Raw genomic sequence first — 22,009 nt, forward strand, 5'->3', positions numbered from 1 at the left:
TCAGGGGAGCCTTGTCCCGGCATCTACCATGCCGCGCCGGTCGACCAGTCATTGTTCGCGAACCGGCAAGTTCCCGACCGGGTCAGGGGTGGTGCGCGATCAGAGCCCCGCGCCCGCCAGCACCGCGCTGGCCCCCTTTTCCGCCTCGTCCGCCAGCCCGCGGAACATGCCGAACAGCTCGCGGCCCATGCCGACCGCGGGGGCGGGGGTGGCGACGAGCGTGCGGGCGGACCATTCGGCGGCGTCGACCAGCGCGTCGAGCGTGCCGTTGATCGCATCGACGCGGATCAGGTCGCCGTCGCGGATGAGGCCGATCGCGCCGCCCCCGAGCGCCTCTGGCGAACAATGGATCGCGCACGGCACCTTGCCCGACGCGCCCGACATGCGGCCGTCGGTGACGAGCGCGACCCTGAACCCGCGATTCTGGAGGACGCCCAGGGGTGGGGTGAGCTTGTGGAGTTCGGGCATGCCGTTGGCGCGGGGACCCTGGAAGCGGACGACGACGACGACGTCGTGGTGCAGTTCGCCTCGCTCGAACGCGGCCAGTACGTCGAGCTGGTCGTGGAAGACGCGCGCGGGGGCCTCGACGATCCAGCGGTCGCGCTCGACCGCGGAGACCTTGATGCAGGCGCGGCCGATATTGCCCGCCAGGATGCGCATGCCGCCATCGGGAGAGAAGGGCGCGTCGTGGGGGCGGATGATGGTGTCGTCACCGCTCTCGGTCGCGGGCGTCCAGGCGAGGGTGTCGCCGTCCATCATCGCGGTGTTGGCGGAGGCGGCCAGCCCGCCTTCGTTGATCGTCAGGATGTCACCATGGAGATACCCTCCGTCCAGCAGCTGGCCGATGACGTAGGGCATGCCGCCCGCGGCCTCGAACGCGTTCACGTCGGCGGAGCCATTGGGATAGACGCGCGCGATCAGCGGGACGGCGCAGGACAGGCGGTCGAAATCCTCCCAGTCGATCACGATCCCCGCAGCGCGCGCGATCGCGGGAACGTGGAGCAGGTGGTTGGTCGAGCCGCCGGTCGCGAGCAGGCCGACCGCGGCGTTGACGATCGCCTTCTCGTCGACGCAAGCCCCAAGCGGGCGATAGTCGTCGCCGCGCCAGCCGATCCTCGCGAGGCGGTGCGTCGCGGCGCGGGTGAGTTCCTGGCGCAGCTTCGTGCCCGGATTGACGAAGGCTGCGCCGGGCATGTGGAGGCCCATGACCTCCATCATCATCTGGTTGGTGTTGGCGGTGCCGAAGAAGGTGCAGGTGCCCTTGCCGTGATACGCCTGGATCTCGCTGTCGAGCAGCTCGTCCCGGGTCGCCTCGCCGACCGCGAAACGCTCGCGCACCGCCGCCTTCACCTTGTTGGGGATGCCGGTGGGCATCGGGCCGCCCGGGATCAGTACCATCGGGAGATGGCCGAAGCGGAGCGCCCCCATCAGCAGGCCCGGCACGATCTTGTCGCAGATGCCGAGCAGCGCGGCGCCCTCGAACGTGGCGTGGCTGAGCGCGATCGCGGTGGAGAGCGCGATCGTGTCGCGGCTGAACAGCGACAGCTCCATGCCCGGATAGCCCTGCGTCACGCCGTCGCACATCGCAGGGACGCCGCCCGCGACCTGCGCGGTCGCGCCGACCTCGCGCGCCCAGACCTTCATGAGCTCCGGGTAGCGGTAGTAGACGGCGTGCGCGGAGAGCATGTCGTTATAGGCGGTGACGATGCCGATGTTCATGCCGCGATCGGCCTTCATCGCCTCGCGGTCCTCCTCGGTGCCGGCATAGGCGTGCGCGAGGTTCGCGCAACCGAGCGAGGGGCGCCCGATCCACGTCGCTCGCTCGCGCTCGATGTGCGCGAGATACGCTTCGCGGGTGGGGCGCGAGCGTTCGATGATGCGGTCGGTGACGGCGCGGACGGCGGGGTTCATGGTCTGGTCTCCGATGTACCCCAGCGAAGGCGGGGGTCCAGACTGGCCCCTGCGTTCGCGGGGGTACAAGGGGGTTACGAGATCACGGCGCCCAGTGGATATCCACCGGCAGCTCGACGTCCGCGAGCACGCGGCCGATCGGGTAGGGCGAGCCGGCACCTTCCGAGATCGCGTTCTCGATCACGGTCTTCTTGGCCTTGCCCGTCACCGCGATCATCAGCGCGCGCGCGGAGACGATCCCTGCGCGGCTGAGCGTGACGCGGGCGACCGGGGCTTCGGGGGGCAACGGATCGGGGAGGACGCCGAGCGCACGACGCTCCTTGGGGCCGTTGAGCGCCTCGTCGAAATCGACACCGGGGAAGATCGACGCGGTATGGCCGTCGCCGCCGACGCCGAGCAGGCACAGGTCGAGCGGCCAGTGGAGATCCTGCATCAGCGCATCGGCGGAGCGACCCGCGGCCTTATAGTCCTTATTCGCCTCCGGAACGATCGGCTTCACGCGCGCGCCCTTGGGCAGGAAGGCCTTGGCGATCATCGTGACGTTCGACAACGGATCGCCCAAGGGCACGACGCGCTCGTCGGTGGGCACGATCGTCACGCGCTTCCAGTCGAGCTTCGCCTGCGCCAGCTTCGCGTAGATCGGCACCGGCGTCTTGCCACCCGGCAGCGCGATGACGGCGGCGCCGCGCGCGTCGATCGCGCTTTCGATGACGAACTGGATATCCCCCGCGACGGCCTCGGCCATCTCGGCCGCGTCGTCATACTCCCACCATTCGATCTCGGTCATCTTGCTTGCACTCCGTTCGTCCCGAGTAGCCGTCGAGCGAAGTCGAGACGGCATATCGAGGGACCTGTGTCTCGATACGAGCCCTCGACCACGCTCGGTCTCTACTCGACACGAACGGGGACGGGGGCGGATGGTAACAATCAATCGTCCTGCCAAGTGACGCCGTCGCGCTCTGTCAGCGCGATCGAGGCGCTGGGCCCCCAGCTTCCCGAAGCGTAATGCTTCGGCTTGGTGCCGTTGGCGGCCCAGCCTTCGCGGATCGCGTCGATCCACGCCCATTGCGCCTCCACCTCGTCGCGGCGGACGAACAGCGTCTGGTCGCCCTCGATCAGGTCGAGCAGCAGTCTTTCGTACGCGATGCGGCGGCGCTTGCCCGCGAATTCGGCGTCGAGGCTGAGCTTCAGCGGCACCTCGCGCAGGCGGACGCCCTCGCGGTCGAGCCCGGGTTCCTTGGCCATCACGAGGAGCTGAATATACTCTTCGGGCTGCAACCGGATGACGAGCATGTTGGGCTGGAGCAGCCCGCCGCGCCCGGAGAACATCGAGTGGGGGACGGGCTTGAACTGGATCGCGATCTCGCTGCGGCGCGCGGCCATGCGCTTGCCGGTGCGCAGGTAGAAGGGCACGCCCTGCCAGCGCCAGTTGTCGACATGCGCCTTGATCGCAACGAACGTCTCGGTGTTCGAGTCCTTGCCAAGTTCCTCGTCGTAACCCTTGACGATCTCGCCGCCGATCGCGCCGCCGTTATACTGGCCGGTGACGGTGCAGTGGGGCACGTCCTCGGGCGTGATGTGACGCAGCGAGCGGAAGACCTTGGCCTTCTCGTCGCGGACCGAGTTCATGTCGTAGCGCGCGGGCGGCTCCATCGCGATGAGCGCGACGAGCTGGAGGATGTGGTTGGCGACCATGTCGCGCAGCGCGCCCGCGCCGTCGTAATAGCCCGCGCGCTCCTCGAGCCCCACGGTCTCGCTGATCGTGATCTGGACGTTGTCGATCCCGCGCGCGTTCCAGACCGGCTCGAAGAACGAGTTGCCGAAGCGCAGCGCGAGGATGTTCTGGACCGTCTCCTTGCCCAGATAATGATCGATGCGGAAGATCCGCTCCTCGGGGAAGGCGGAAGCGACGGTGTCGTTGATCTCCTTCGACGAGGCGAGATCGTAGCCGAGCGGCTTTTCAAGGCCGACGCGGACGGTGTCGCCGGCGAGCCCGACCGAGCGCAGGCCCTCGACCGCGGGCTCGAACAGCGACGGCGCGGTCGACAGGTAGATGGCGAGGCCGCCCGAGACGTCGCCGACCTTGTCCGCCAGCGCCTTGAAGCTCCTGGGGTCCGACAGATCGGCGGGCTGGTAGGACAGGCGATCGAGGAAGGCGGCGATCGCGTCCTTGTCCTTGCGGTCGTCGGGCAGGAACTCGGCGAGCGCCTTCTTCGCGAAATCGCGGAAACCGGCATCGTCGAGATCGGAGCGTGCGGATCCGGTGATCGTCAGCGCCGGGGGCAGCAGGCCGTCGGCGTGGAGCCCGTAGAGCGACGGCAGCAGCATACGCTGCGCCAGATCGCCGGTCGCGCCGAACAGGAGCAGCTTTGCCACCGGATTACGCTGCATGTCGGGTCCTTAGAAGGTCAGGCCGGCGAGCGGATCGAGCCCGGCCATGATGTTGAGGTTCTGGACCGCGGCGCCCGCCGCACCCTTGCCCAGATTGTCGAGCGTGGCGATCAGCCGCGCCTGTCCCGTTTCGTCGTTGCCGACGACGCGCAGCGTCATCCGGTCGGTCTTCGCGTCGTCCTCGATATGGACGAGCGAGGGCGTGTCGTCGACGACGCGGACAAGCGGCGAGCCGGCATAGGCATCGGCGAGCACCGCGCGGATGCCGGCGAGCGACGGGCGCGCGGGGAGCGCGTGCAGATGGAGCGGCACCTCGCCGAGCATGCCGCGATAGACATGCGCGACCGCGGGCTGGAAGATCGGCGCGTGATCGAGGCCGGCGTGGACCGTCATCTCCGGCGCGTGCTTGTGCGCGAGCGTGAGGCCATAGGCGCGGAAGGCGGTGTCGGTTTGCCCGGTTTCGAACTCCGCGATCATCGCCTTGCCACCACCCGAATAGCCGGAGGTGGCATTGAAGCTGAGCGGGGTGGACGCCGGTACGAGCCCGGCGCGGACCAGCGGACCGACGAGCGCGAGAAAGGCGGTCGGGTAGCAGCCGGGGTTCGAGACGAAGCGGGCGGCGGCGATCTTCGCGGCCTGGTCCGCACCGAGCTCGGGGAAGCCGTAGGTCCAGCCGTCGGCGACGCGGTGCGCGCTCGAGGCGTCGACGACGCGGGTGCGCGGGTTGTCGATCAGCGCGACCGCCTCCCGCGCGGCGTCGTCGGGCAGGCAGAGGATGACGAAGTCCGCGGCGTTGAGCGCCTCGGCGCGCGCGGCGGCATCCTTGCGGCGTGCTTCGTCGAGGACGACGAGCGTCAGGTCGTCGCGGTTCGCGAGCCGCTCGCGGATTTCGAGCCCCGTCGTACCGACCGCACCGTCGATGAAGACGTGCGAGCTCATGCCGCGCTGCCCAGTGCGGCTTCGTCTATATAACCGACGAGGCCGAGCGCGGGTGCGACACCCCAGGCCGCGCCGCCGGTCACGTCGAGCAACTCGAACGCATCGCCGGTGTGCAGCGCGCCCATCGAGGGCGAGGCAGGATCGCGGGTCTCACGGAGCATGACGCCCTGTATCACGGTTCTGGGGCTGTGCGCGGCGTAATGCGGTGCGAATACGTATTCGGCGAGGCGGACGTCGGCGATGTCGGCACGCACCGCATTCTCGCGCGGATCGAGCAAGCGCGACCGACCCGTGAGCGCGAAGACTCTACGCGTTGGCGCGTCTTGCCCCGTTCCCGCCGGGAGCGGCGATGGCGAGGGATTGTTCCCCTTCGCCGATGAAATGCCCGAACTCCTCAAGAAAATCTGCCCCTTCGGAAGTGCGCGCGACGAAGATATTGCGCTTGTCGCTGTCGTCGCGCTGGCGGCGCAGATAGCCGAGCCCACCCAGCCTGTTCAAGGCGCGCGTCACAACCGGTTTGGAAACATTGAGACATCTGGCGAGTCCGCGGACCGTATGCGGCCCCGGATTGAGATAGACGACAAGCAGGAGCGCCATCTGACGATTGGTCAGGTCCGGTTCGCCCGAGCGGACATAGTCCACCAGCGTGTTCATCCAGGAACTGAGTTCGGGTTGTGCGAAACTGGCCACCGCGACCTTCCGGTGTTCAATGCCCCGAGGGACATGATGTTTTGATTGCAGGGATAACGCCCGCCTGCGCGGCTGGTTTCAGGGGCGTCACGAATTAGACGGAGGTTCGTCGCCGGGCCGGCGCGGTTGATCGCGCGGCGGTCCTCGCCTATGTGCCCGCGATGCTCGCGCCGGTGCTGCCGGCCGCACCCCCTATCTCGGACAAGATCGCCCGCCCATGTTCACCTTCCTGCTCGTCGTCCAGGCCGTCATCGCCGCCGCACTGGTCACGGTGATCCTCATGCAGCGATCGGAAGGCGGCGGGCTGACCAGTTCGGGCAGTCCGTCGGGTCTGATGTCGGCGCGCGGCGCGTCGGACTTCCTGACGCGCGCGACCGCGGTGCTGGCGACGCTGTTCGTGGGGATGAGCATCGCGCTCGCGTTCCTGGCGGCGACGCACCGGACGACGACGATCGACACCTCGCTGGCGCGCACCGCACCCGCGGCGCCGGTCGGCGCGCAGCCGCCGGTCGACGGCGCCGCCCCGCTGGCGGGTGCCGCGCAGAACGCCGCGGCGGCGGCGAACCAGACGGCCCCGGCCGAAAACGGCGTTCCGCTCGCGCGCTGACGCCCTCGTTTCATCGTTTTTCGCAGCGCCCGTGCGCAACGGGTGCTTGTCGTGTGCTGTCTTTAGCGGTTAGGCGTTTTCTCCCATGGCGCGGTTCATCTTCATCACCGGCGGCGTGGTCTCCTCGCTCGGCAAGGGTCTCATGGCGGCGTCGCTCGCCGCTCTCCTTCAGACGCGGGGCTACAAGGTCCGCATCCGGAAGTTCGATCCGTATCTGAACGTCGATCCGGGGACGATGTCGCCATATCAGCACGGCGAGGTCTACGTCACCGACGACGGCGCGGAAACCGATCTCGATCTCGGCCATTACGAGCGCTTCACCGGCGTGTCGGCACGGCAGAGCGACAATGTGACGTCGGGCCGGATTTACCAGCAGATCATCCACCGCGAGCGGCGCGGCGACTATCTGGGCGCGACCGTGCAGGTGATCCCGCACGTCACCGACGCGATCAAGGCGTTCGCCAAGGCGGAAACCGACGACCTCGATTTCGTGCTGTGCGAGATCGGCGGGACGGTGGGCGACATCGAGTCGCTGCCCTTCATCGAGGCGATCCGCCAGCTGAAGAACGAGCTGGGGCGCGGGCATTCGATCAGCATCCACGTCACGCTGGTGCCGTATATCGCCGCGGCGGGCGAGCTGAAGACGAAGCCGACGCAGCATTCGGTGCGCGAGCTTGCCGCGCTGGGCGTGCAGCCCGACGTGCTCGTCTGCCGCTGCGAGAAGCCGCTGCCCGAGAGCGAGCGCGCGAAGATCGCGCTGTTCTGCAACGTGCCGACCGCCGCCGTCATCCCCGCGCTCGACGCGAAGTCGATCTATGCGGTGCCGCTGCAATATCACGGCGAGGGGCTCGATTCGGAGGTGCTCCGCGCGTTCGGGATCGAGCCGGGATCGACCCCCGACCTGTCGCGCTGGCAAGGCATCGTCGACCGGCTGTTCAACCCGGAAGGCGAAGTGACGATCGGCGTGGTCGGCAAATATGTCGGGCTGCAGGATGCGTACAAGTCGCTGAACGAGGCGCTGGTGCATGGCGGCATCGCCAACAGGGTGAAGGTCAACATCCGCTGGATCGACGCCGAACTGTTCGAGCGCGATGCCGAGGAAGTCGCCGCGAACCTGGAGGCGTGCCACGCGATCCTGGTCCCCGGCGCGTTCGGCGAGCGCGGCGCGGAAGGCAAGATCGAGGCGGTGCGGTTCGCGCGCGAGCGGCAGGTGCCGTATTTCGGGATCTGCTTCGGGATGCAGATGGCGTGCGTCGAGGGCGCGCGCGATCTGGCGGGGATCGCGAACGCCTCGTCGACCGAGTTCGGCCCGACCGAGGAGCCCGTCGTTGGCCTCATCACCGAATGGATGAGCGAGAAGGGCATCGAGACGCGCGCCGAGAATGGCGACCTGGGCGGGACGATGCGGCTGGGCGCGTACGACGCGAAACTCGACGGCAACAGCGTCGTCTCGTCCATCTATGGCGGGACCGAGATCAGCGAGCGCCATCGGCACCGCTATGAAGTGAACACCGCGTATCGCGAGGCGCTGGAGAAGGGCGGGCTCGTGTTCTCGGGCATGTCGCCCGACGGGATGCTGCCCGAGATCGTTGAGCGGCCCGACCATCCGTGGTTCGTCGGCGTTCAGTTCCACCCCGAGCTGAAGTCCAAGCCGTTCGAGCCGCATCCGCTGTTCGCCAGCTTCATCGCGGCGGCCGTGAAGCAGAGCCGGCTGGTTTGAGGTGATTTTTGCCCCGGCGAAGGCCGGGGTCCAGTCTCGGCGTTTTGCGCCGATCGCGCTGCCGCGCGACTTTTAGATCGGGGCTGGAGATCGGGGCCGGAGATCGGGGCTGGGCCCCGGCCTTCGCCGGGGTACGGTCGGCTGGCAGGCGTACGGCGCGCCGATACCAAAGAAAAAGGCGCCCGGGTCGATTGACCCGGGCGCCCCACGACGCCTCGAAAAGGGAGCAAGGAGGCGCCGATCGGTCAGGCAGCCTTCGCCTCGTCCGTGGAGACGTCCACGGCGGCGAGCGGCGCGCCGGTCTTGATCGCGATCGACTTGGGCTTCATCGCATCGGGCACCTCGCGGACGAGATCGATGACGAGCAGGCCATCGTTGAGTCGCGCATCCTCCACGAACACGAAGTCGGCGAGTTCGAAGCGGCGTTCGAAGCTGCGGTTGGCGATGCCCACGTGAAGGAAATTCGCGCCCTCCACGCGATCGTCCTTCTTGCCCGCGACGAGCAGAAGGTTCTGCTGCGCGGTGATCGCGATCTCGTCGCGCGCGAAGCCCGCGACCGCCAGCGTGATGCGGTAGCGATCCTCGGCAAGGCGCTCGAGATTGAAGGGCGGATAGTTCTCGGCCGTGGTACGGCTGTTGGCCTCGATCAGATCGAACAGGCGGTCGAAGCCGATCGTCGAGCGGCGATAGGGAGTCAGGTCGAGTCGCATAGAATCCTCCATATGAGCGAACTATGGACGCCCGCCGATGTGGCGCGGCGCTCCTGCGCGATCCGGTCAGTGGCACCGCGCAACCGAAATCTGGGACGCCTTTGCGAGGTTTCAAGATCGATCTTTCGCGATTTCCCCCATCGCGAAGCCGGGCTTCGCAACGGCAAAGTTTCGCCATCATTGAATATCGACCAATTTAGTAGAGTTTATTCGGGACGACGGTTCAGGGGGACGCCGAATGACGATCACACTTGCCTTGCTGCTGGCGGCACAGGCGCAGGCTATGCCGGTCGAGGCGGTCGCGACGCCGGACGACGCGCCGGTCGCGACACAGGCCGGGAACGGAGCGGGCAACGACATCGTCGTGACCGCACGACGCCGCAGCGAGAACGTGCAGGACGTGCCGGTCGCGATCTCGGTCACCAGCGGTGCGACGCTGGAGGCGCAGGGGCTCTACAACGTCAACCGGCTGACGCAGACGCAGCCGACGCTGCAATTCTATTCGACCAACCCGCGCAACACCTTCATCAACATCCGCGGCATCGGCGCGCCGTTCGGGCTGACCAATGACGGGTTCGAGCAGGGCGTCGGGATCTATATCGACCAAGTCTATTACAACCGCATCGCCTCGGCGACGCTGGACTTCGTCGATGTCGAGCGGATCGAGGTGCTGCGTGGACCGCAGGGCACGCTGTACGGCAAGAACACCACCGCCGGCGCGATCAACATCACGACGCGCGCGCCCAGCTTCGAACTGGAGGGCAAGGCCGAGGTGTCGCTCGGCAATTACGGGTTCAAGCAGGGCAAGGCGTCGGTCTCCGGGCCGATCACCAGCGACCTCGCGGCGCGGATCAGCGTGTCGACGACCGACCGGCGCGGGACGATCTACAACGTCGCGACGAACCAGTACGTGAACTCGCTCGACAATCTGGGCGTGCGTGGATCGCTGCTGTGGAAGCCGAGCGATGCGCTGAGCGTGACGCTGTCGGGCGACTACAACCTCCAGAACCCGGTGTGCTGCGTCCAGATCTATGCGCGGGTGGGGACGACGCAGCGCGCGCTCAACCGGCAATATGCGGCGCTGACGGCGCGCTTCCCGGGATACCGGGTGCCCAGCACCGATCCGTTCGATCGGCTGACCGATCTCGACGCCGCGATCGCCGCGCGCAACGAGCATGGCGGCGCGTCGGCGCGCGTCGAGTGGGATCTGGGGCCGGGCACGCTGACCTCGGTCACCGCGTGGCGCTATTGGGACTGGGAGCCGAAGAACGATCGCGATTTCACGGGCCTGCCGATCTACACGAAGGTCAACAACCCGACCAAGCAGGACCAGTACACGCAGGAACTGCGGTACAATTACGAGGGAAAGGCGCTCAACTTCGTCGTCGGCGCGTTCGGGTTCCACCAGAAGATCCGCACCAGCGGCGTGCAGGAGACCGGCACGGCGGCCAGCGCGTGGCTGCTCGCGCCGGGCAGTACGCTGTCTAACAATCCGGCAGTGCTCAACGGCGTGCTGGCAACCAACGACATCCGGCTCGACAACACCAGCGTCGCCGCGTTCGGCAAGCTCAACTGGAAGGCGACCGACCGGCTGACGATCTCGCCGGGCGTACGGCTGAACTACGACAAGAAGGACGGCTATTATAACTCGGTCGTCGTCGGCACCGCATCCAACGGGACGCGGCAGGTCATCAGCAACGATCCGACGAGCGTGTCGTACACCGACCCGTGGACCGCAGCGCAGCGCGGGGTGCAGGCGTCGCAGTTCTTCGAGGTGCCATACAGCGCCTGGAACCTGTCGTACGATCTGAACCTGGCCTATGAAGTGACGCAGGACGTCAATGCGTATGCCACCTATGCGAAGTCGTTCAAGACAGGAGGCGTGAACCTGAACGGCGTGCCGAGCCAGGCGAACGGGCTGCCGCAGCTCGACGTCGCGGTCATCAAGCCCGAGAAGGTCGATCATTTCGAGATCGGCCTGAAGACGCAGTTCTGGGATCGCAAGGCGACGCTCAACATTTCCGCCTTCTGGACCGCGATCAAGGATTTCCAGGCCAGCGTCATCAGCAACGTGAGCGGCAGCAACGTGCTGCGCGGCTATCTGGCGAACGCCGACAAGGTGCGGTCGCGCGGCATCGAGAGCGACTTCTCGATCCGCCCGTCGGAGCGGTTCAACGCATACGTCAACAGCGCGTTCACCGACGCGAAGTTCGTGAAGTTCACCAACGCGCCGTGCCCGCCCGAACTGGCGGGCGGCGGCACCGGCACGCCGATCGGCGCCGCCGCGACGCCGGGCGCGAACAGCCCGGCCAATTGCGACGTCTCGAACAGCTGGCTGCCGGGCGTGTCGCGCTGGGCATTCTCGTGGGGCGGCGAGTATAATGTGCCGGCTTCGCTGCTGGGGCGCGAGGGGCAGGTCTATGCCGGATACGACGCGAACTACCGGTCGAAATTCTCGTCCAATGCCTCGCGGTCTGTCTACACCGACGTCGCGGGCTATTCGGTCCACAATTTCCGGCTGGGGTTCCGGACCGACAGCGTCGATATCTTCGGATGGGTCCGCAACGCGTTCGACGAGGATTATTTCGAGTCGCTCGCGGTGACGCCGGGCAATACCGGGTTGATCTCGGCGCAGCTGGCCGATCCGCGGACGTTCGGCGGGACGATCAAGTTCCGTTTCTGACGCGTCCGGCAATTCCGGGTTCATCTGTGAAGTCGCAGATGGTGACGATCGTTCGAGCGAACGCACGCAATCGCTTGGGACGGTAACATGGGTGGCGCGCGGGACGGGGTCCGGAAGCTCCCGGCCCGCGCGTCGATCGTCCGGCAGACTTACAGACCGATCCGATCGAGGGCGGCAACGACCTCCGCGCTCATGTCCGGTTCGTCTTTCGGGGTGAGACGGTTGAGCGCGGTTCGGATGCGGGTCTGCGCAACCTGCAACGCCTTGTGACGGACCGCGCGGATCGCGTTGGTTCGCCCCGACCGGCTTTCGCCGAGGAGCGCTTCCCATTTCGCTTCCTCAACGGCCAGGATCGAAAGAGCCAGACGCAGGCCGTCGCGTTGCCCCCGGGCGTGATCTTCGGACATCGGGTATTCCTGGCCAAAAGCGCGAATGGCGCGCCCGGAGGGATTCGAACCCCCGACCGAGGAGGTAGAAGCTCCTTGCTCTATCCAGCTGAGCTACGGGCGCGCACCGCGGTGCTCCTAGCGTGGATTGCGGCGCGGCGAAACCGGCCGCATAGTCGCACGCCATGAAGCAGGACGATCATCTGGGAAACCGGCCGCGAGCCGTCTCGGCGAACGCCATCGCGGGCGGGCAGCTGCGCTATTACGACTTCGTGATGGCGGCGTTCGTCGCGATCATCCTGCTGTCGAACGTGCTAGGCGCGGGCAAGGTCGCGACGATCGACCTGCCGTGGCTGGGGGCGTGGCCGTTCGGTGCGGGGATCCTGTTCTTCCCGGTCAGCTATGTGATCGGCGACGTGCTGACCGAGGTGTACGGGTTCGCGCGCGCACGGCGGGTGATCTGGGTGGGGTTCGCCGCCACCGTCTTCATGGCGGTTATGGCGTGGGTGGTCGTCGCGCTGCCGCCGGCGCCCGAATGGAAGAACCAGGCGGCATACGAGACGGTGTTCGGGCAGGTGCCGCGGATCGTATTCGCCAGCGTGATCGCGTTCTGGGCGGGCGAGTTCGTCAATTCGTTCGTGCTGGCGCGGATGAAGGTGGCGACGGGCGGACGACATCTGTGGATGCGCACGATCGGGTCGACGATCGCGGGGCAGGGCGTCGACAGCCTGATCTTCTATCCGCTGGCGTTCTGGGGCGCCGGGGGGTGGACGACCGGGCTGGTCGTGACGGTGCTGTTCACACAGTGGGCGCTCAAGGTCGGCTGGGAGGCGCTGCTGACGCCGGTGACCTATGCGGTGGTCGGCTGGCTGAAGCGCGCGGAGGGGCTCGACGTGTTCGACGAGGGGACGGACTTCACGCCGTTCCGTGCGAAGGTGTGAGCGACCAATGCACGGATCGGACGCCCTTCGACAGGCTCAGGGCGAACGGGGACCGGGTCAGTCACGCGACGAGTGCGAGCAGGCCCTCGAGCATCCGGCGTCCGTCGGTGCCGCCATGCGCGGCCTCGATCCGGCGCTCCGGGTGCGGCATCAGGCCGAGGACGTTGCCGCGCGCGTTGAGGACGCCGGCGATGTTGCGTGCGCTGCCGTTGACCGGCCCGGCATAGCGTAGCGCGACGCGGCCTTCGCCCTCGAGGCGATCGAGCGTTTCGGTGTCGGCGAAATAGTTGCCGTCGTGGTGTGCGACGGGGACGGTGAGCGTCTCGCCCTTTGCATAGGCCGAGGTGAAGGGCGAGGCGGTCGATTCGACGGTCAGCGCGACGTCGCGGCAGACGAAATCTAGCCCGGCGTTGCGCATCAGCGCGCCGGGAAGCAGCCCGGCTTCGGTCAGCACCTGGAAGCCGTTGCAGATTCCGATCACGGGCATGCCGCGGTCCGCCGCCGCGACGACCGCGGCGAGGATCGGCGAGCGCGCGGCGATCGCGCCGCAGCGCAGATAGTCGCCGTACGAGAAACCGCCGGGGACGGCGACCGCGGCGACGTCGTCGGGCAACGCGGTGTCGCGGTGCCAGACCATCGCGGGCGCGGTGCCCGTCACCGCTTCCAGCGCGACCGCGATGTCGCGATCGCAATTGGAGCCCGGGAAGACGATGACCGCGGTCTTCATGCGCGTTCGATCCGGTAGTTCTCGATGACGGTGTTGGCGAGCAGCGTGCGGCACATCCGGTCGACCGCATCGTCGGTGGTATCGTCGGCGACGTCGAGCTCGATGAGCTTGCCGACGCTCGCGCCCTCGACGCCCGAAAAGCCGAGTCCCGCGAGCGCGTGTTCGATCGCCTTGCCCTGCGGATCGAGGACACCGGGCTTCAGGGTGACATGGATGCGCAGCTTCATCGGGATGTCGGCCTTCGTTTGTCGGATCGGACGCTTTCGCGCGCTATGACGGCGCGCGCGCGCCGCTGCAACCTTCAGACTTTATTTACGCGCCGGGGCGCACCCTGACGGATGGACGGCCGCGGGGACGCGCGACCTTATCGGGACAGGTAACATGGCCGGGCTGGCGCTCGTGTTGTTCATCGCGCTCTTCGGGTTCGGCGCGCAGTATTTCGGGTGGGACGATCCCGGCGGGCGGATACAGCTGTCGCTGTTCGCCACCTTCGTGTTCGGGATCATCTGCGGGTATCGCGTGAAGAGCTAGAAATAGCGGGCGAGCGCGAAGCGGACCCGGGTGCGGGTGCTCGCGTAGAAACCGAGCGACGAATCGACGCGACCCCAGCTGAGGTTGACCGAGGGCGAGAACCCCATCCAGCGCAACGCGCGGTTGCCGATCGTCGCGCGCGCGTTGAAGCGCCAGTCGCGGCGCGGATCGAGCGAGAAGATCGCGAGCGGCGCGTCGAACAGCGCGCGCGACACGGTGCCGCTGACGCCCAGGTTGAACCCCCAAGGCAGCTCGCCGCCGACGCCCGCGATCGCGCCGAGTTCGCTGTTCGAATAGGATCTGGCGGCGAGGAAGTCGCGGCGCGCGAACAGACCGGCCGAGGCCACGACCGCCTTGGCGACCGCGCGTTCGTAGGTGGCGTAGATGCCCGTCTGCCAGCCGTCATAGGCACCATCGAACCGGGCGGTGGTGCGGCGCGCGTCGAGCTGGAGCCCGAGACGCGCCGAATCGCCGAGCGCGGTTTCGAACCCGGCCTTCGCGCCCCACTGGCGCGTCGCGATCAGGCCGCCGAAGTCGCGCTGCGACACGACGCCCTGGAACGACACGCGGGTCGTCTCGTCGAGTGCGATCTGCGGGCCGAGCGCGGCTTCGGTGTAGAAATCGTCAAAGCTGCGCCCGGCATAGTCGGTGCCCGCGGCATCGAGATCCGCGAGCAGCGAGACATCGCCGCCCAGCGGCAGCCGCAGCCCCGCGTCGATCGACCCCGTCCGGCCGGTGCCCGAGCGCGCACGCGCATTTTCGTCGAGCGTCAGCGGGATCGGGATCGGGCCGAACATCACGGTGACGGTATCCGCCGCGGTGGCGTTGTTGATGTTGCTGTCGGGGGCGATGCCGACATCGACGTTGAACGTCCACGCGCGGCGCGTGCGGATCACGTCGCGCACCGTGCGAATCGTGCGCGCGACCTCCGGCGGCAGGTCGCGGTCCTGCTGCGCGATCTTGAACTGGCGATCGGCGGATTCGGCGCGACCGAGCTGGAACAGCGCCTTGGCGAGCTCGAGCCGGACGCGGGTCTGGCCCGGATCGTCGGTCAGGATCGCCTGGTACATCGCGATCGCGCGCGGCAGGTCGCCGGTCTGGCTGGCGACGTAGCCGGTCAGGAACCGCCATTCGAACGCCATGCCGGGCGCGCCGCGCAGCGCCGCGATCATCGGCGTCGCCTCGCCATAGCGATGCTCGGCGACGAGCTTCTGGACTTCGCCGAGCAGCTCGGGCGCTGTGAGGCGGGCCTTGCAGATCTGCGCGGAGCACTGGTCGATCAGCGCCTGCGCGCCCGCCGCGTCCGGCGTCAGCGACGAGAGCGCGAAGCCGAGCAGCGCCGCCCGGTGGCGGCGCGCGATCATTTCTTGCCCGTGACGACGCCGAGGATGTCGATCCGCTGGTCGGGCTTGCCGCCGACGACGCGGAAGCCTGCGCCCAGTTCTTCCGCGTTGGGGCCGAAGAACGCGCCGTCGATGCTGGAGCCCGCGATCGTCAGGACCAGATCGCTTTGCTCCGCGACCTTGAAGCGCGCATCCTGGAACGTGCCGGTGAACCCGCCCTTGCCTACGAGATCGATCGCGGCCTTCGCGCTGGCGGTGAACGTGGCGCCGGCGGGAATCGCGACTTGGCCGTTGGTGTAGGCGTCGAGCGTCGGCGCGCCGACGGTGCCGGTGATGCTGGTCGCGACCGCGAGCGACGCGAAGTCGACCGAGGTGGAGTGCGAGCCCGAGATCCACTGGAAATAGGTGGGCGAGGCAGTGTTGGTGTCGAGCAGCGTATTGTACACCATCGTCGCCAGCATATCGCCGGTATAGGTGCCGCTGCCCGTCTTCGGGATCGCGGTGTTGCCCGTACGCTCGCCATACGCGAACAGCGACCGATCGAACGCATAGCTGTTCTCGAGGAACGGGATCGTCGACGTGGTGCCGTCCGCGTTCGTCACGGTGCGCGAGGCGGCGGTGGTGCTGAGGCTGGAGCGGACGAAGCCGGCATAGCTGACATAGTTCGTCGTCGTACCGGGCTTCTGGTAGAAGAGCGTCTGGACGGTGGAGCTGTAGCCTGCCTCCCCCTTCGCGTAGCTGCCCGGCGTGACGCTCGCAAGCCCGGTCGAGGACCCCGACTGGAGATACTGGATCTGCTTGGTGTCGGCGAGGACGGGGACGCCCGCCTGCGGCTCGCGCGCGCCGCCGAACGCGGTGCGGTGGACGGGATCCTGGAACCGGCTCCCAGAGATCGCGACGATCGCCTTGGGACGGTTGATCGTGACGTCGAAGATCGCGTCGCGTGGATCGTAGGTGACCGAAATGCCGCTGTCGCGTGCAGTGTTCGCGTCGCCGGCGTAGAGCCCGTCATACTGGCCGCTGCGGTTGCTCGCGGTCTTGTATTCGTAATGCTGCGCTACACCCAGGCCTTCGTAGGTCTTGGCCTCGGTCGGGTTGACGAAGCTGTGCGCGGCGACCGGCGAGGCGGGGGAGGCGACACTGCCGGCCGACTGCGGCCCCGCGCCGCCGCATGCGGCGAGCGGGAGGGCCGCGCCCGCGATAAGGATGATGGTGCGCATGTCGTCCCCCGGTTCGAAATCGGGGGAACGACTAACCTGTTAAGGGTTAATGGACTGTCAAAAGCAGCCGCGAAACCGGTCTCCTACTTGCCCCGGCGCTTGCGATGGCTTTCGAGGTCGAGCACCGCGGAATCCTCGCCGTCGGGCATCAGGCCCAGGCGGCGGGCGACTTCCTGATAGGCCTCCGCCTCGCCGCCCAGGTCGCGGCGGAAGCGGTCCTTGTCCATCTTCTCGTTGGTTTCCATGTCCCACAGGCGGCAGCCGTCGGGGCTGATCTCGTCCGCGAGGATGATCCGGCCATAGTCGTTGTCCCAGATCCGGCCGAACTCCAGCTTGAAGTCGACGAGGCGGATGCCGACGCCGCCGAACAGCCCGGTGAGGAAGTCGTTCACGCGGATCGCGAGGTCGGCGATGTCGTGCATCTCCTCCTGGCTGGCCCAGCCGAACGCGGCGATATGCTCGTCGGAGATCATCGGATCGCCGAGAGCGTCGTCCTTGTAATAATATTCGATGATCGTGCGGGGCAGCTTGGTGCCCTCCTCGATCCCCAGCCGCTTCGACAGCGAGCCCGCCGCGATGTTGCGCACGACGACCTCGATCGGCACGATCTCGACCTGGCGGATCAGCTGTTCGCGCATGTTGAGGCGGCGGATGAAGTGCGTCGGCACGCCGATCATGTCGAGCAGCGTGAAGATGTGCTCGCTGATACGATTGTTGAGGACGCCCTTGCCGTTGATCGTGCCCTTCTTCTGGGCGTTGAACGCGGTCGCGTCGTCCTTGAAATACTGGATCAGCGTGCCGGGCTCGGGGCCCTCGTACAGGATCTTGGCCTTGCCTTCGTAGATCTGCCGGCGACGCGCCATGCGGGTGTCCTTCGAAAAAGAAACACCCCGGCGCGCGAACCCGCGCACCGGGGCGATTGCGTGGCGGGCTATAGGTGAACGTCGCCGCGCGCGCAATTGCTGCGGCGCGTCAGGCGCGCTCGCGCGCGCGGCGCCACACCGGCGCGAGCCAGCGGCGCCACACGAGCCACAAGAGGAGCAGGACCAGCGCGGGCGGGCCGAAGATCGCGACAAAGCCGACGACGACGCCCAGCGTGATCTGCGCGGAGGCGATCGCGGTATCGAGCGCGCTGGCGAGCGGTGCGCTGGTGTCGAACCCGCGGATCGTCGGGCCGCTGGCATAGGTGAAGGTCATCGGGGTGGCGGCGAGGCTGCCGCGCGCGTCGCCGACGGTGGCGGCGTTCGCACGGACGCGATCGGCGAGCGCGGCGCGTTGCGTCTGGAGTTCGGCGCGTTCGGCAGCGGCGCGGCCGGGCTTCGCGAGTTCGCGGTCGATCCGGGCGATGTCGTCGGCGGCGCCCGCGCGATCGGTGGTGGCGCGATCGATCTGCGCGGCGGCGTCTGTGCCGGTGATCTCGGCGTCGACGAGCGCGCCCTTCGCCGATTCGACCGCGGCGATCCCCCGCTTGCCGAACGCGCGGGCGAGCGCCGGATCGAGCTGGAACGCCAGCATCCCTTCGACCGCGTTCTCGCCGACGAGGCGGTAGCGCATGCCGGTGATGCGGCAGCGTGCGACGCCGAGCCTCTCGCAGGCCTGCGCATGAACCTCCTGAGTCGCGGCGATCGCGGCGGGGGGCAGGCGGAAGGTGTAGGCATAGGCGAAGGCGACGCCCGGGGCCGCCGTGGGGACGATGCCGGGGGCGGCGGGGGCCTCGTCCGCGCTCTCCCGTGAATCGGGAGCCTTGCTGCACGCGGCAAGCGCCAGGGCACACAGGATCGTCACCGGCCACCGCATCAACGTTCTCCCGTTCGATTCATACACTATCAATCGCGTAGGAATTGCGGTCAAGCGGGGTCAGGTGACGGCGAGGCGTTGGCTGTACCGCGCGTCACGGTAGATACCGGACGTGATGACGTCATGCAGGATGTCGCCTGCGCGCGCGATGTCGTTATGGTCGATGTAGAGCGGGGTCAGGCCGAGGCGGAGGATGTCGGGATCGCGGAAGTCGCCGATCACGCCGCGGTCGATCAGCGCCTGCGCGATCGCGTGGGCGTCGGGGTGGCGGAAGCTGATGTGGCTGCCGCGGGCGGCGGGATCGCGGGGGGACACGCAGTCGAGGCCGAGCGAGTCGCCGGTCGCGGCCATCACGTCGAACAGCGCGGCGCTCTGCGTGACGAGCGCGGCCTGGTCGACGTCGCGCCACAGGTCGAGCGCGGCTTCGAGCAACGCCATGGCGAGGATCGGGGGCGTGCCCGCGAGCCAGCGCTTCATGCCGGGGGCGGGGCGGTAGGTGTCGGTGAAGGCGAAGGGTTCGGCATGGCCCATCCAGCCCGAGATGGGCGAGGCGAGGCGGTCCTGCCAGCGCTCGGCGACGTAGAGGAAGGCGGGCGCGCCGGGGCCGCCGTTGAGATATTTGTAGGTGCAGCCGACCGCGAGATCGGCATTTGCGCCGGCGAGGTCGACCGGCACTGCGCCGACGCTGTGGCTGAGGTCCCACAGGACCAGCGCGCCGGAGGCGTGGGCGCGCGCGGTCCAGGCGGGCATGTCGAACCGGTCGGCGGTCTTGTAGTGGACATGGGTGAGCAGGACCACCGCAGTGCGCTCGTCGATCGCGTCGGCGAGCATCTCGCGGGGGACGGCGGCAAGGCGTGCACCGGCGACGGTTGCGACCGCGCCCTCGGCGATGTGGAGGTCAGTCGGGAAGTTGCCAAGCTCGCTGACGATCGTGTCGCGTTTCAGATCGATACGAAGAGCGGCGACCAGCAGCTTGAAAAGATTGGCGGATGTCGTGTCGCCGACGATCACTTCATGCGCGCCGGCGCCGATCAGTGGGGCGATCTTGCCGCCGAGGCGCGCGGGGGCGTCGATCCAGCCCTCGTTCCAGCTGCGGATCAGCCGGTCGCCCCATTGCCGGCGGGTGCAGTCCTCGATCGCGGCGAGGCTGGCATGGGTGAGCGGGCCGAGCGAGTTGCCGTCGAGATAGATCACGTCTTCGGGGAGCGCGAAGCGGGACTTGAAGGATGCGGGGGCGGTCATTTGGACAGTGCCTTGCGGATCAGGTGCTTCGCCCGCGCCCAGGCGGCGGTTTCCGGCGCGATGAGTTCGACGTGACCGGTCTGGGGGACCGTCTCGAGCATGACGCGGTCTCCAGCGGCGCTGGCCTTGGCGACATAGTCGGTGGCGAGGCGGAGGGGGATGATGCGATCGTCCCGTCCATTGACAAGATCCTGCGGGATGCCGAGCGGGAGCAGTCGGGGGACCGAGGTGTCCGCATAGGGGTCGGAGCGGCCGGTGCCGACGAGCTTGCCGACGACTTCGGTGCCGCAGCCATTGTCGGGGCTGGCGGCGGTCGCCTCGAGATCGGGGAGTCCGCCTAACGAGACGACGTGCGCGATCTTCAGCGGCGTGGACGAGCGTAGCGGGCTTTCCTTGGGCAATCGGGCGCGGGCGGCGAGCCATAGCGCGAGGTGCCCGCCGGCGGAATGGCCCACCGCGACAACGCGCTTCAGGTCAAGATCGTATTCACGAGCTTTCACAACGAGTTCGTCGGCGGCCTTCGCAGCATCCGCGAAGGTGCCGGGATAGCCGCCGCCATCGCGATCGACGCCGCGATAGTCGATGTTCCACACCGCGATACCGTCCTTGCGCAGGTCATCGGCGATCCAGTCCATCAGGCGGCGGTCGGCGATCGCGGTCGTCCAGCAGCCACCATGCACCATGAGCACCACTGGATGCGGGCCGCGGCCGGCGGGGCGCCATAGATCAATGCGCTGCATCGAATCGGGGCCGTAGGCGATCGTCGCATCGGGCGCGGGGCGGGGACGACCTGCGAGATCGGGCCAGGTGAGCAGTTTCGCGGCTGCGGGGCCGGCGGGCAGCGTCATCGCGAGCGCGGCAAGCGGAAGGAGGCGGGCATGCATGCGCGCTACCTAACAGCGCCGCGGACGGAAACCGATATCTTAACCACTCGGATCGTACCCGGAGCGTTACGCCAGCGAGAGCCCGCCCCCTTGAAGATCCTCGTCCTGTCCAGCCTGTATCCCAACGACGTCCAGCGACGGCACGGGATTTTCATCGAGCACCGGATCGCGCACACCGTCACCGCGGCGGACGAGGTGCGGGTGGTGGCGCCGGTGCCATGGTTTCCGTTCACCGCGCCGGTGTTCGGTCGTTATGCCGAGCATGCGCGCGTGCCCGCGACCGCGACGCGGCGCGGAGTGGAAATAAGCTATCCGCGCTATCCGGTGATCCCCAAGGTGGGGATGCGGGTGGCGCCGCGGTTGATGGCGGCGGCTTTGGAAGGGCCGATCCGGCGGCTGCGCGCGACGTTCGATTTCGACGTGATCGACAGCTATTATCTCTATCCCGACGGCGTGGCGGCGGGGATGCTGGCGAAGACCTTCGACGTGCCGTTCCTGATGAGCGGGCTCGGCACCGACATCAGCCTGATCCCCGACTGGCCCGCCGAGCGACGGATGATCCTGGACGCGGTGGCGGCGTCGAGCGCGACGACGACGGTGGCAGCTGCACTCAGGACAGCGCTGGTCGAGATGGGCGCGGCGGCGGACAAGATGCATGTCGTCGAGCACGGTGTCGATCTGGCGCTGTTCCATCCGCCCGCGGATCGCGCGGCATTGCGCGCGCGGCTGGGCGTCGCAGCGCCGACGTTGCTGTCGGTGGGGCACCTGATCGATCGCAAGGGGCATGACTTCGCGATCCGGGCGATCGCGGCGTTGCCCGACGTGCGGCTGATGATCGCGGGGGACGGGCCGCGCGAGGCGGCGCTGCGTGCGCTGGCGGTGGAGAAGGGTGTCACGGATCGGGTCGATTTCCTCGGCCATGTCGACCAGGCGCAACTGACGGACTTGTATGGCGCGGCGGACGCGACGGTGAGCTGTTCGGATCGCGAGGGGATCGCGAACGTGCTGCTCGAATCGCTCGCATGCGGGACGCCGTTGGTGGCGACGCCGGTGTGGGGATCGCCCGAGGTGGTGCGTGAGCGGACGGCCGGAGTGCTGGTCGCGGATCGTTCCGACATGGCGATCGCTGCGGGGATCGCGGACCTGCTCGGCGACCTGCCCGATCGCGCGGCGACGCGGCGGTTCGGCGAGCAGTATGAGTGGGCGGAGACGGGGCGGCAGCACCGCGCGTTGCTGGCGCGCGCGGTGGCGGAGCATCGGGCGCGGGCGGCGATCTGATACAGGACC

22 protein-coding genes and 1 tRNA gene are annotated in these 22,009 nt (G+C 67.9%); 6 read left to right on the plus strand and 17 right to left on the minus strand.

What is annotated here, in order from left to right:
* Positions 1–99: 99 nt before the first annotated feature.
* From edd to ACV7NO_RS09545, 6 genes are all read right to left on the minus strand, one after another.
* On the minus strand, positions 100–1,911 hold the full coding sequence (edd, locus tag ACV7NO_RS09520; protein WP_463405763.1) for a phosphogluconate dehydratase: 1,812 nt from the start codon (positions 1,909–1,911) through the stop codon (positions 100–102).
* A gap of 82 nt (positions 1,912–1,993) precedes the next feature.
* On the minus strand, positions 1,994–2,698 hold the full coding sequence (gene pgl / locus ACV7NO_RS09525) for a 6-phosphogluconolactonase (RefSeq protein ID WP_463405764.1): 705 nt from the start codon (positions 2,696–2,698) through the stop codon (positions 1,994–1,996).
* A gap of 140 nt (positions 2,699–2,838) precedes the next feature.
* On the minus strand, positions 2,839–4,302 hold the full coding sequence (zwf, locus tag ACV7NO_RS09530; RefSeq protein WP_463405765.1) for a glucose-6-phosphate dehydrogenase: 1,464 nt from the start codon (positions 4,300–4,302) through the stop codon (positions 2,839–2,841).
* 9 nt (positions 4,303–4,311) lie between these two features.
* Positions 4,312–5,241 carry an N-acetyl-gamma-glutamyl-phosphate reductase gene (gene argC / locus ACV7NO_RS09535; protein WP_463405766.1) on the minus strand — a complete coding sequence of 310 codons (930 nt, stop codon included), beginning with the start codon at positions 5,239–5,241 and terminating at the stop codon, positions 4,312–4,314.
* Entirely contained in the window at positions 5,238–5,519 is a 282-nt protein-coding gene (locus ACV7NO_RS09540; protein ID WP_463405767.1) for an SH3 domain-containing protein, read from the minus strand. Before ACV7NO_RS09540 ends, argC begins: the two co-directional genes overlap by 4 nt.
* A 28-nt stretch (positions 5,520–5,547) precedes the next feature.
* Positions 5,548–5,895 carry a MarR family transcriptional regulator gene (locus ACV7NO_RS09545; protein WP_463407312.1) on the minus strand — a complete coding sequence of 116 codons (348 nt, stop codon included), beginning with the start codon at positions 5,893–5,895 and terminating at the stop codon, positions 5,548–5,550.
* Positions 5,896–6,148: 253 nt separating this feature from the next.
* On the opposite strand from ACV7NO_RS09545, the gene secG reads away from it, so the two are divergent.
* Together secG and ACV7NO_RS09555 are read left to right on the plus strand one after the other, a co-directional pair.
* Positions 6,149–6,538, plus strand: coding sequence for a preprotein translocase subunit SecG (secG, locus tag ACV7NO_RS09550; protein WP_463405768.1), 390 nt, complete (start codon positions 6,149–6,151; stop codon positions 6,536–6,538).
* An 85-nt stretch (positions 6,539–6,623) separates the two neighbouring features.
* Positions 6,624–8,258: a CTP synthase gene (locus ACV7NO_RS09555; protein WP_463405769.1), complete on the plus strand. Its 1,635-nt coding sequence runs from the start codon at positions 6,624–6,626 to the stop codon at positions 8,256–8,258.
* 245 nt (positions 8,259–8,503) lie between these two features.
* Here ACV7NO_RS09555 and ACV7NO_RS09560 read toward each other — a convergent pair whose 3' ends face one another.
* On the minus strand, positions 8,504–8,968 hold the full coding sequence (locus tag ACV7NO_RS09560) for an Hsp20 family protein (protein WP_463405770.1): 465 nt from the start codon (positions 8,966–8,968) through the stop codon (positions 8,504–8,506).
* 238 nt (positions 8,969–9,206) lie between these two features.
* Between ACV7NO_RS09560 and ACV7NO_RS09565 the strand changes: the two genes are divergently transcribed.
* Positions 9,207–11,651, plus strand: coding sequence for a TonB-dependent receptor (locus ACV7NO_RS09565; protein ID WP_463405771.1), 2,445 nt, complete (start codon positions 9,207–9,209; stop codon positions 11,649–11,651).
* 149 nt (positions 11,652–11,800) lie between these two features.
* Here ACV7NO_RS09565 and ACV7NO_RS09570 read toward each other — a convergent pair whose 3' ends face one another.
* Together ACV7NO_RS09570 and ACV7NO_RS09575 are read right to left on the minus strand one after the other, a co-directional pair.
* On the minus strand, positions 11,801–12,058 hold the full coding sequence (locus ACV7NO_RS09570) for a hypothetical protein (RefSeq protein WP_463405772.1): 258 nt from the start codon (positions 12,056–12,058) through the stop codon (positions 11,801–11,803).
* Positions 12,059–12,084: 26 nt separating this feature from the next.
* A tRNA-Arg gene (locus tag ACV7NO_RS09575) sits at positions 12,085–12,161 on the minus strand.
* 61 nt (positions 12,162–12,222) lie between these two features.
* On the opposite strand from ACV7NO_RS09575, the gene ACV7NO_RS09580 reads away from it, so the two are divergent.
* Positions 12,223–12,978, plus strand: coding sequence for a queuosine precursor transporter (locus tag ACV7NO_RS09580; protein ID WP_463405773.1), 756 nt, complete (start codon positions 12,223–12,225; stop codon positions 12,976–12,978).
* A gap of 61 nt (positions 12,979–13,039) precedes the next feature.
* Here ACV7NO_RS09580 and purQ read toward each other — a convergent pair whose 3' ends face one another.
* Complete coding sequence (purQ, locus tag ACV7NO_RS09585; RefSeq protein WP_463405774.1) at positions 13,040–13,705, minus strand: phosphoribosylformylglycinamidine synthase subunit PurQ; 666 nt, start codon at positions 13,703–13,705, stop codon at positions 13,040–13,042.
* Complete coding sequence (gene purS, locus ACV7NO_RS09590) at positions 13,702–13,932, minus strand: phosphoribosylformylglycinamidine synthase subunit PurS (protein WP_463405775.1); 231 nt, start codon at positions 13,930–13,932, stop codon at positions 13,702–13,704. The genes purQ and purS overlap by 4 nt, the downstream gene beginning before the upstream one ends.
* Positions 13,933–14,086: 154 nt before the next feature.
* Between purS and ACV7NO_RS09595 the strand changes: the two genes are divergently transcribed.
* Positions 14,087–14,236, plus strand: coding sequence for a hypothetical protein (locus ACV7NO_RS09595; protein ID WP_463405776.1), 150 nt, complete (start codon positions 14,087–14,089; stop codon positions 14,234–14,236).
* Here the strand turns inward: ACV7NO_RS09595 and ACV7NO_RS09600 are convergent.
* From ACV7NO_RS09600 to ACV7NO_RS09625, 6 genes are all read right to left on the minus strand, one after another.
* Positions 14,233–15,600, minus strand: coding sequence for a surface lipoprotein assembly modifier (locus ACV7NO_RS09600; protein ID WP_463405777.1), 1,368 nt, complete (start codon positions 15,598–15,600; stop codon positions 14,233–14,235). The two genes, ACV7NO_RS09595 and ACV7NO_RS09600, sit on opposite strands and share 4 nt — an antisense overlap.
* On the minus strand, positions 15,597–16,799 hold the full coding sequence (locus ACV7NO_RS09605) for a transferrin-binding protein-like solute binding protein (RefSeq protein WP_463405778.1): 1,203 nt from the start codon (positions 16,797–16,799) through the stop codon (positions 15,597–15,599). The genes ACV7NO_RS09600 and ACV7NO_RS09605 overlap by 4 nt, the downstream gene beginning before the upstream one ends.
* Positions 16,800–16,882: 83 nt before the next feature.
* The gene (purC, locus tag ACV7NO_RS09610) at positions 16,883–17,662 is read right to left on the minus strand and encodes a phosphoribosylaminoimidazolesuccinocarboxamide synthase (RefSeq protein ID WP_463405779.1); all 780 of its coding nucleotides are present in this window, start codon (positions 17,660–17,662) and stop codon (positions 16,883–16,885) included.
* 109 nt (positions 17,663–17,771) lie between these two features.
* Positions 17,772–18,596 carry a hypothetical protein gene (locus ACV7NO_RS09615; RefSeq protein WP_463405780.1) on the minus strand — a complete coding sequence of 275 codons (825 nt, stop codon included), beginning with the start codon at positions 18,594–18,596 and terminating at the stop codon, positions 17,772–17,774.
* 60 nt (positions 18,597–18,656) lie between these two features.
* A complete protein-coding gene (gene kynU, locus ACV7NO_RS09620; protein WP_463405781.1) occupies positions 18,657–19,838 on the minus strand; it encodes a kynureninase in 1,182 nt (393 codons plus the stop codon).
* Positions 19,835–20,722 (minus strand): alpha/beta hydrolase, encoded by an 888-nt coding sequence (locus ACV7NO_RS09625; RefSeq protein ID WP_463405782.1) that lies wholly within the window; start codon positions 20,720–20,722, stop codon positions 19,835–19,837. Before ACV7NO_RS09625 ends, kynU begins: the two co-directional genes overlap by 4 nt.
* Positions 20,723–20,812: 90 nt before the next feature.
* Between ACV7NO_RS09625 and ACV7NO_RS09630 the strand changes: the two genes are divergently transcribed.
* A complete protein-coding gene (locus ACV7NO_RS09630; RefSeq protein ID WP_463405783.1) occupies positions 20,813–22,000 on the plus strand; it encodes a glycosyltransferase in 1,188 nt (395 codons plus the stop codon).
* Positions 22,001–22,009: the final 9 nt, after the last annotated feature.

Source organism: Sphingomonas sp. Ell38C01, assembly GCF_055231975.1.

Bases quoted from the DNA above. Each gene is read 5' to 3' on its own strand.
- argC (WP_463405766.1), bottom strand. From the start codon at position 5,241: ATGAGCTCGCACGTCTTCATCGACGGTGCGGTCGGTACGACGGGGCTC.
- ACV7NO_RS09545 (WP_463407312.1), bottom strand. From the start codon at position 5,895: ATGAACACGCTGGTGGACTATGTCCGCTCGGGCGAACCGGACCTGACC.
- ACV7NO_RS09560 (WP_463405770.1), bottom strand. From the start codon at position 8,968: ATGCGACTCGACCTGACTCCCTATCGCCGCTCGACGATCGGCTTCGAC.
- purS (WP_463405775.1), bottom strand. From the start codon at position 13,932: ATGAAGCTGCGCATCCATGTCACCCTGAAGCCCGGTGTCCTCGATCCG.
- ACV7NO_RS09595 (WP_463405776.1), top strand. From the start codon at position 14,087: ATGGCCGGGCTGGCGCTCGTGTTGTTCATCGCGCTCTTCGGGTTCGGC.
- zwf (WP_463405765.1), bottom strand. From the start codon at position 4,302: ATGCAGCGTAATCCGGTGGCAAAGCTGCTCCTGTTCGGCGCGACCGGC.
- ACV7NO_RS09565 (WP_463405771.1), top strand. From the start codon at position 9,207: ATGACGATCACACTTGCCTTGCTGCTGGCGGCACAGGCGCAGGCTATG.
- secG (WP_463405768.1), top strand. From the start codon at position 6,149: ATGTTCACCTTCCTGCTCGTCGTCCAGGCCGTCATCGCCGCCGCACTG.
- edd (WP_463405763.1), bottom strand. From the start codon at position 1,911: ATGAACCCCGCCGTCCGCGCCGTCACCGACCGCATCATCGAACGCTCG.
- ACV7NO_RS09605 (WP_463405778.1), bottom strand. From the start codon at position 16,799: ATGCGCACCATCATCCTTATCGCGGGCGCGGCCCTCCCGCTCGCCGCA.
- purQ (WP_463405774.1), bottom strand. From the start codon at position 13,705: ATGAAGACCGCGGTCATCGTCTTCCCGGGCTCCAATTGCGATCGCGAC.
- ACV7NO_RS09580 (WP_463405773.1), top strand. From the start codon at position 12,223: ATGAAGCAGGACGATCATCTGGGAAACCGGCCGCGAGCCGTCTCGGCG.
- ACV7NO_RS09600 (WP_463405777.1), bottom strand. From the start codon at position 15,600: ATGATCGCGCGCCGCCACCGGGCGGCGCTGCTCGGCTTCGCGCTCTCG.
- ACV7NO_RS09625 (WP_463405782.1), bottom strand. From the start codon at position 20,722: ATGCATGCCCGCCTCCTTCCGCTTGCCGCGCTCGCGATGACGCTGCCC.
- kynU (WP_463405781.1), bottom strand. From the start codon at position 19,838: ATGACCGCCCCCGCATCCTTCAAGTCCCGCTTCGCGCTCCCCGAAGAC.
- ACV7NO_RS09615 (WP_463405780.1), bottom strand. From the start codon at position 18,596: ATGCGGTGGCCGGTGACGATCCTGTGTGCCCTGGCGCTTGCCGCGTGC.
- purC (WP_463405779.1), bottom strand. From the start codon at position 17,662: ATGGCGCGTCGCCGGCAGATCTACGAAGGCAAGGCCAAGATCCTGTAC.
- pgl (WP_463405764.1), bottom strand. From the start codon at position 2,698: ATGACCGAGATCGAATGGTGGGAGTATGACGACGCGGCCGAGATGGCC.
- ACV7NO_RS09570 (WP_463405772.1), bottom strand. From the start codon at position 12,058: ATGTCCGAAGATCACGCCCGGGGGCAACGCGACGGCCTGCGTCTGGCT.
- ACV7NO_RS09555 (WP_463405769.1), top strand. From the start codon at position 6,624: ATGGCGCGGTTCATCTTCATCACCGGCGGCGTGGTCTCCTCGCTCGGC.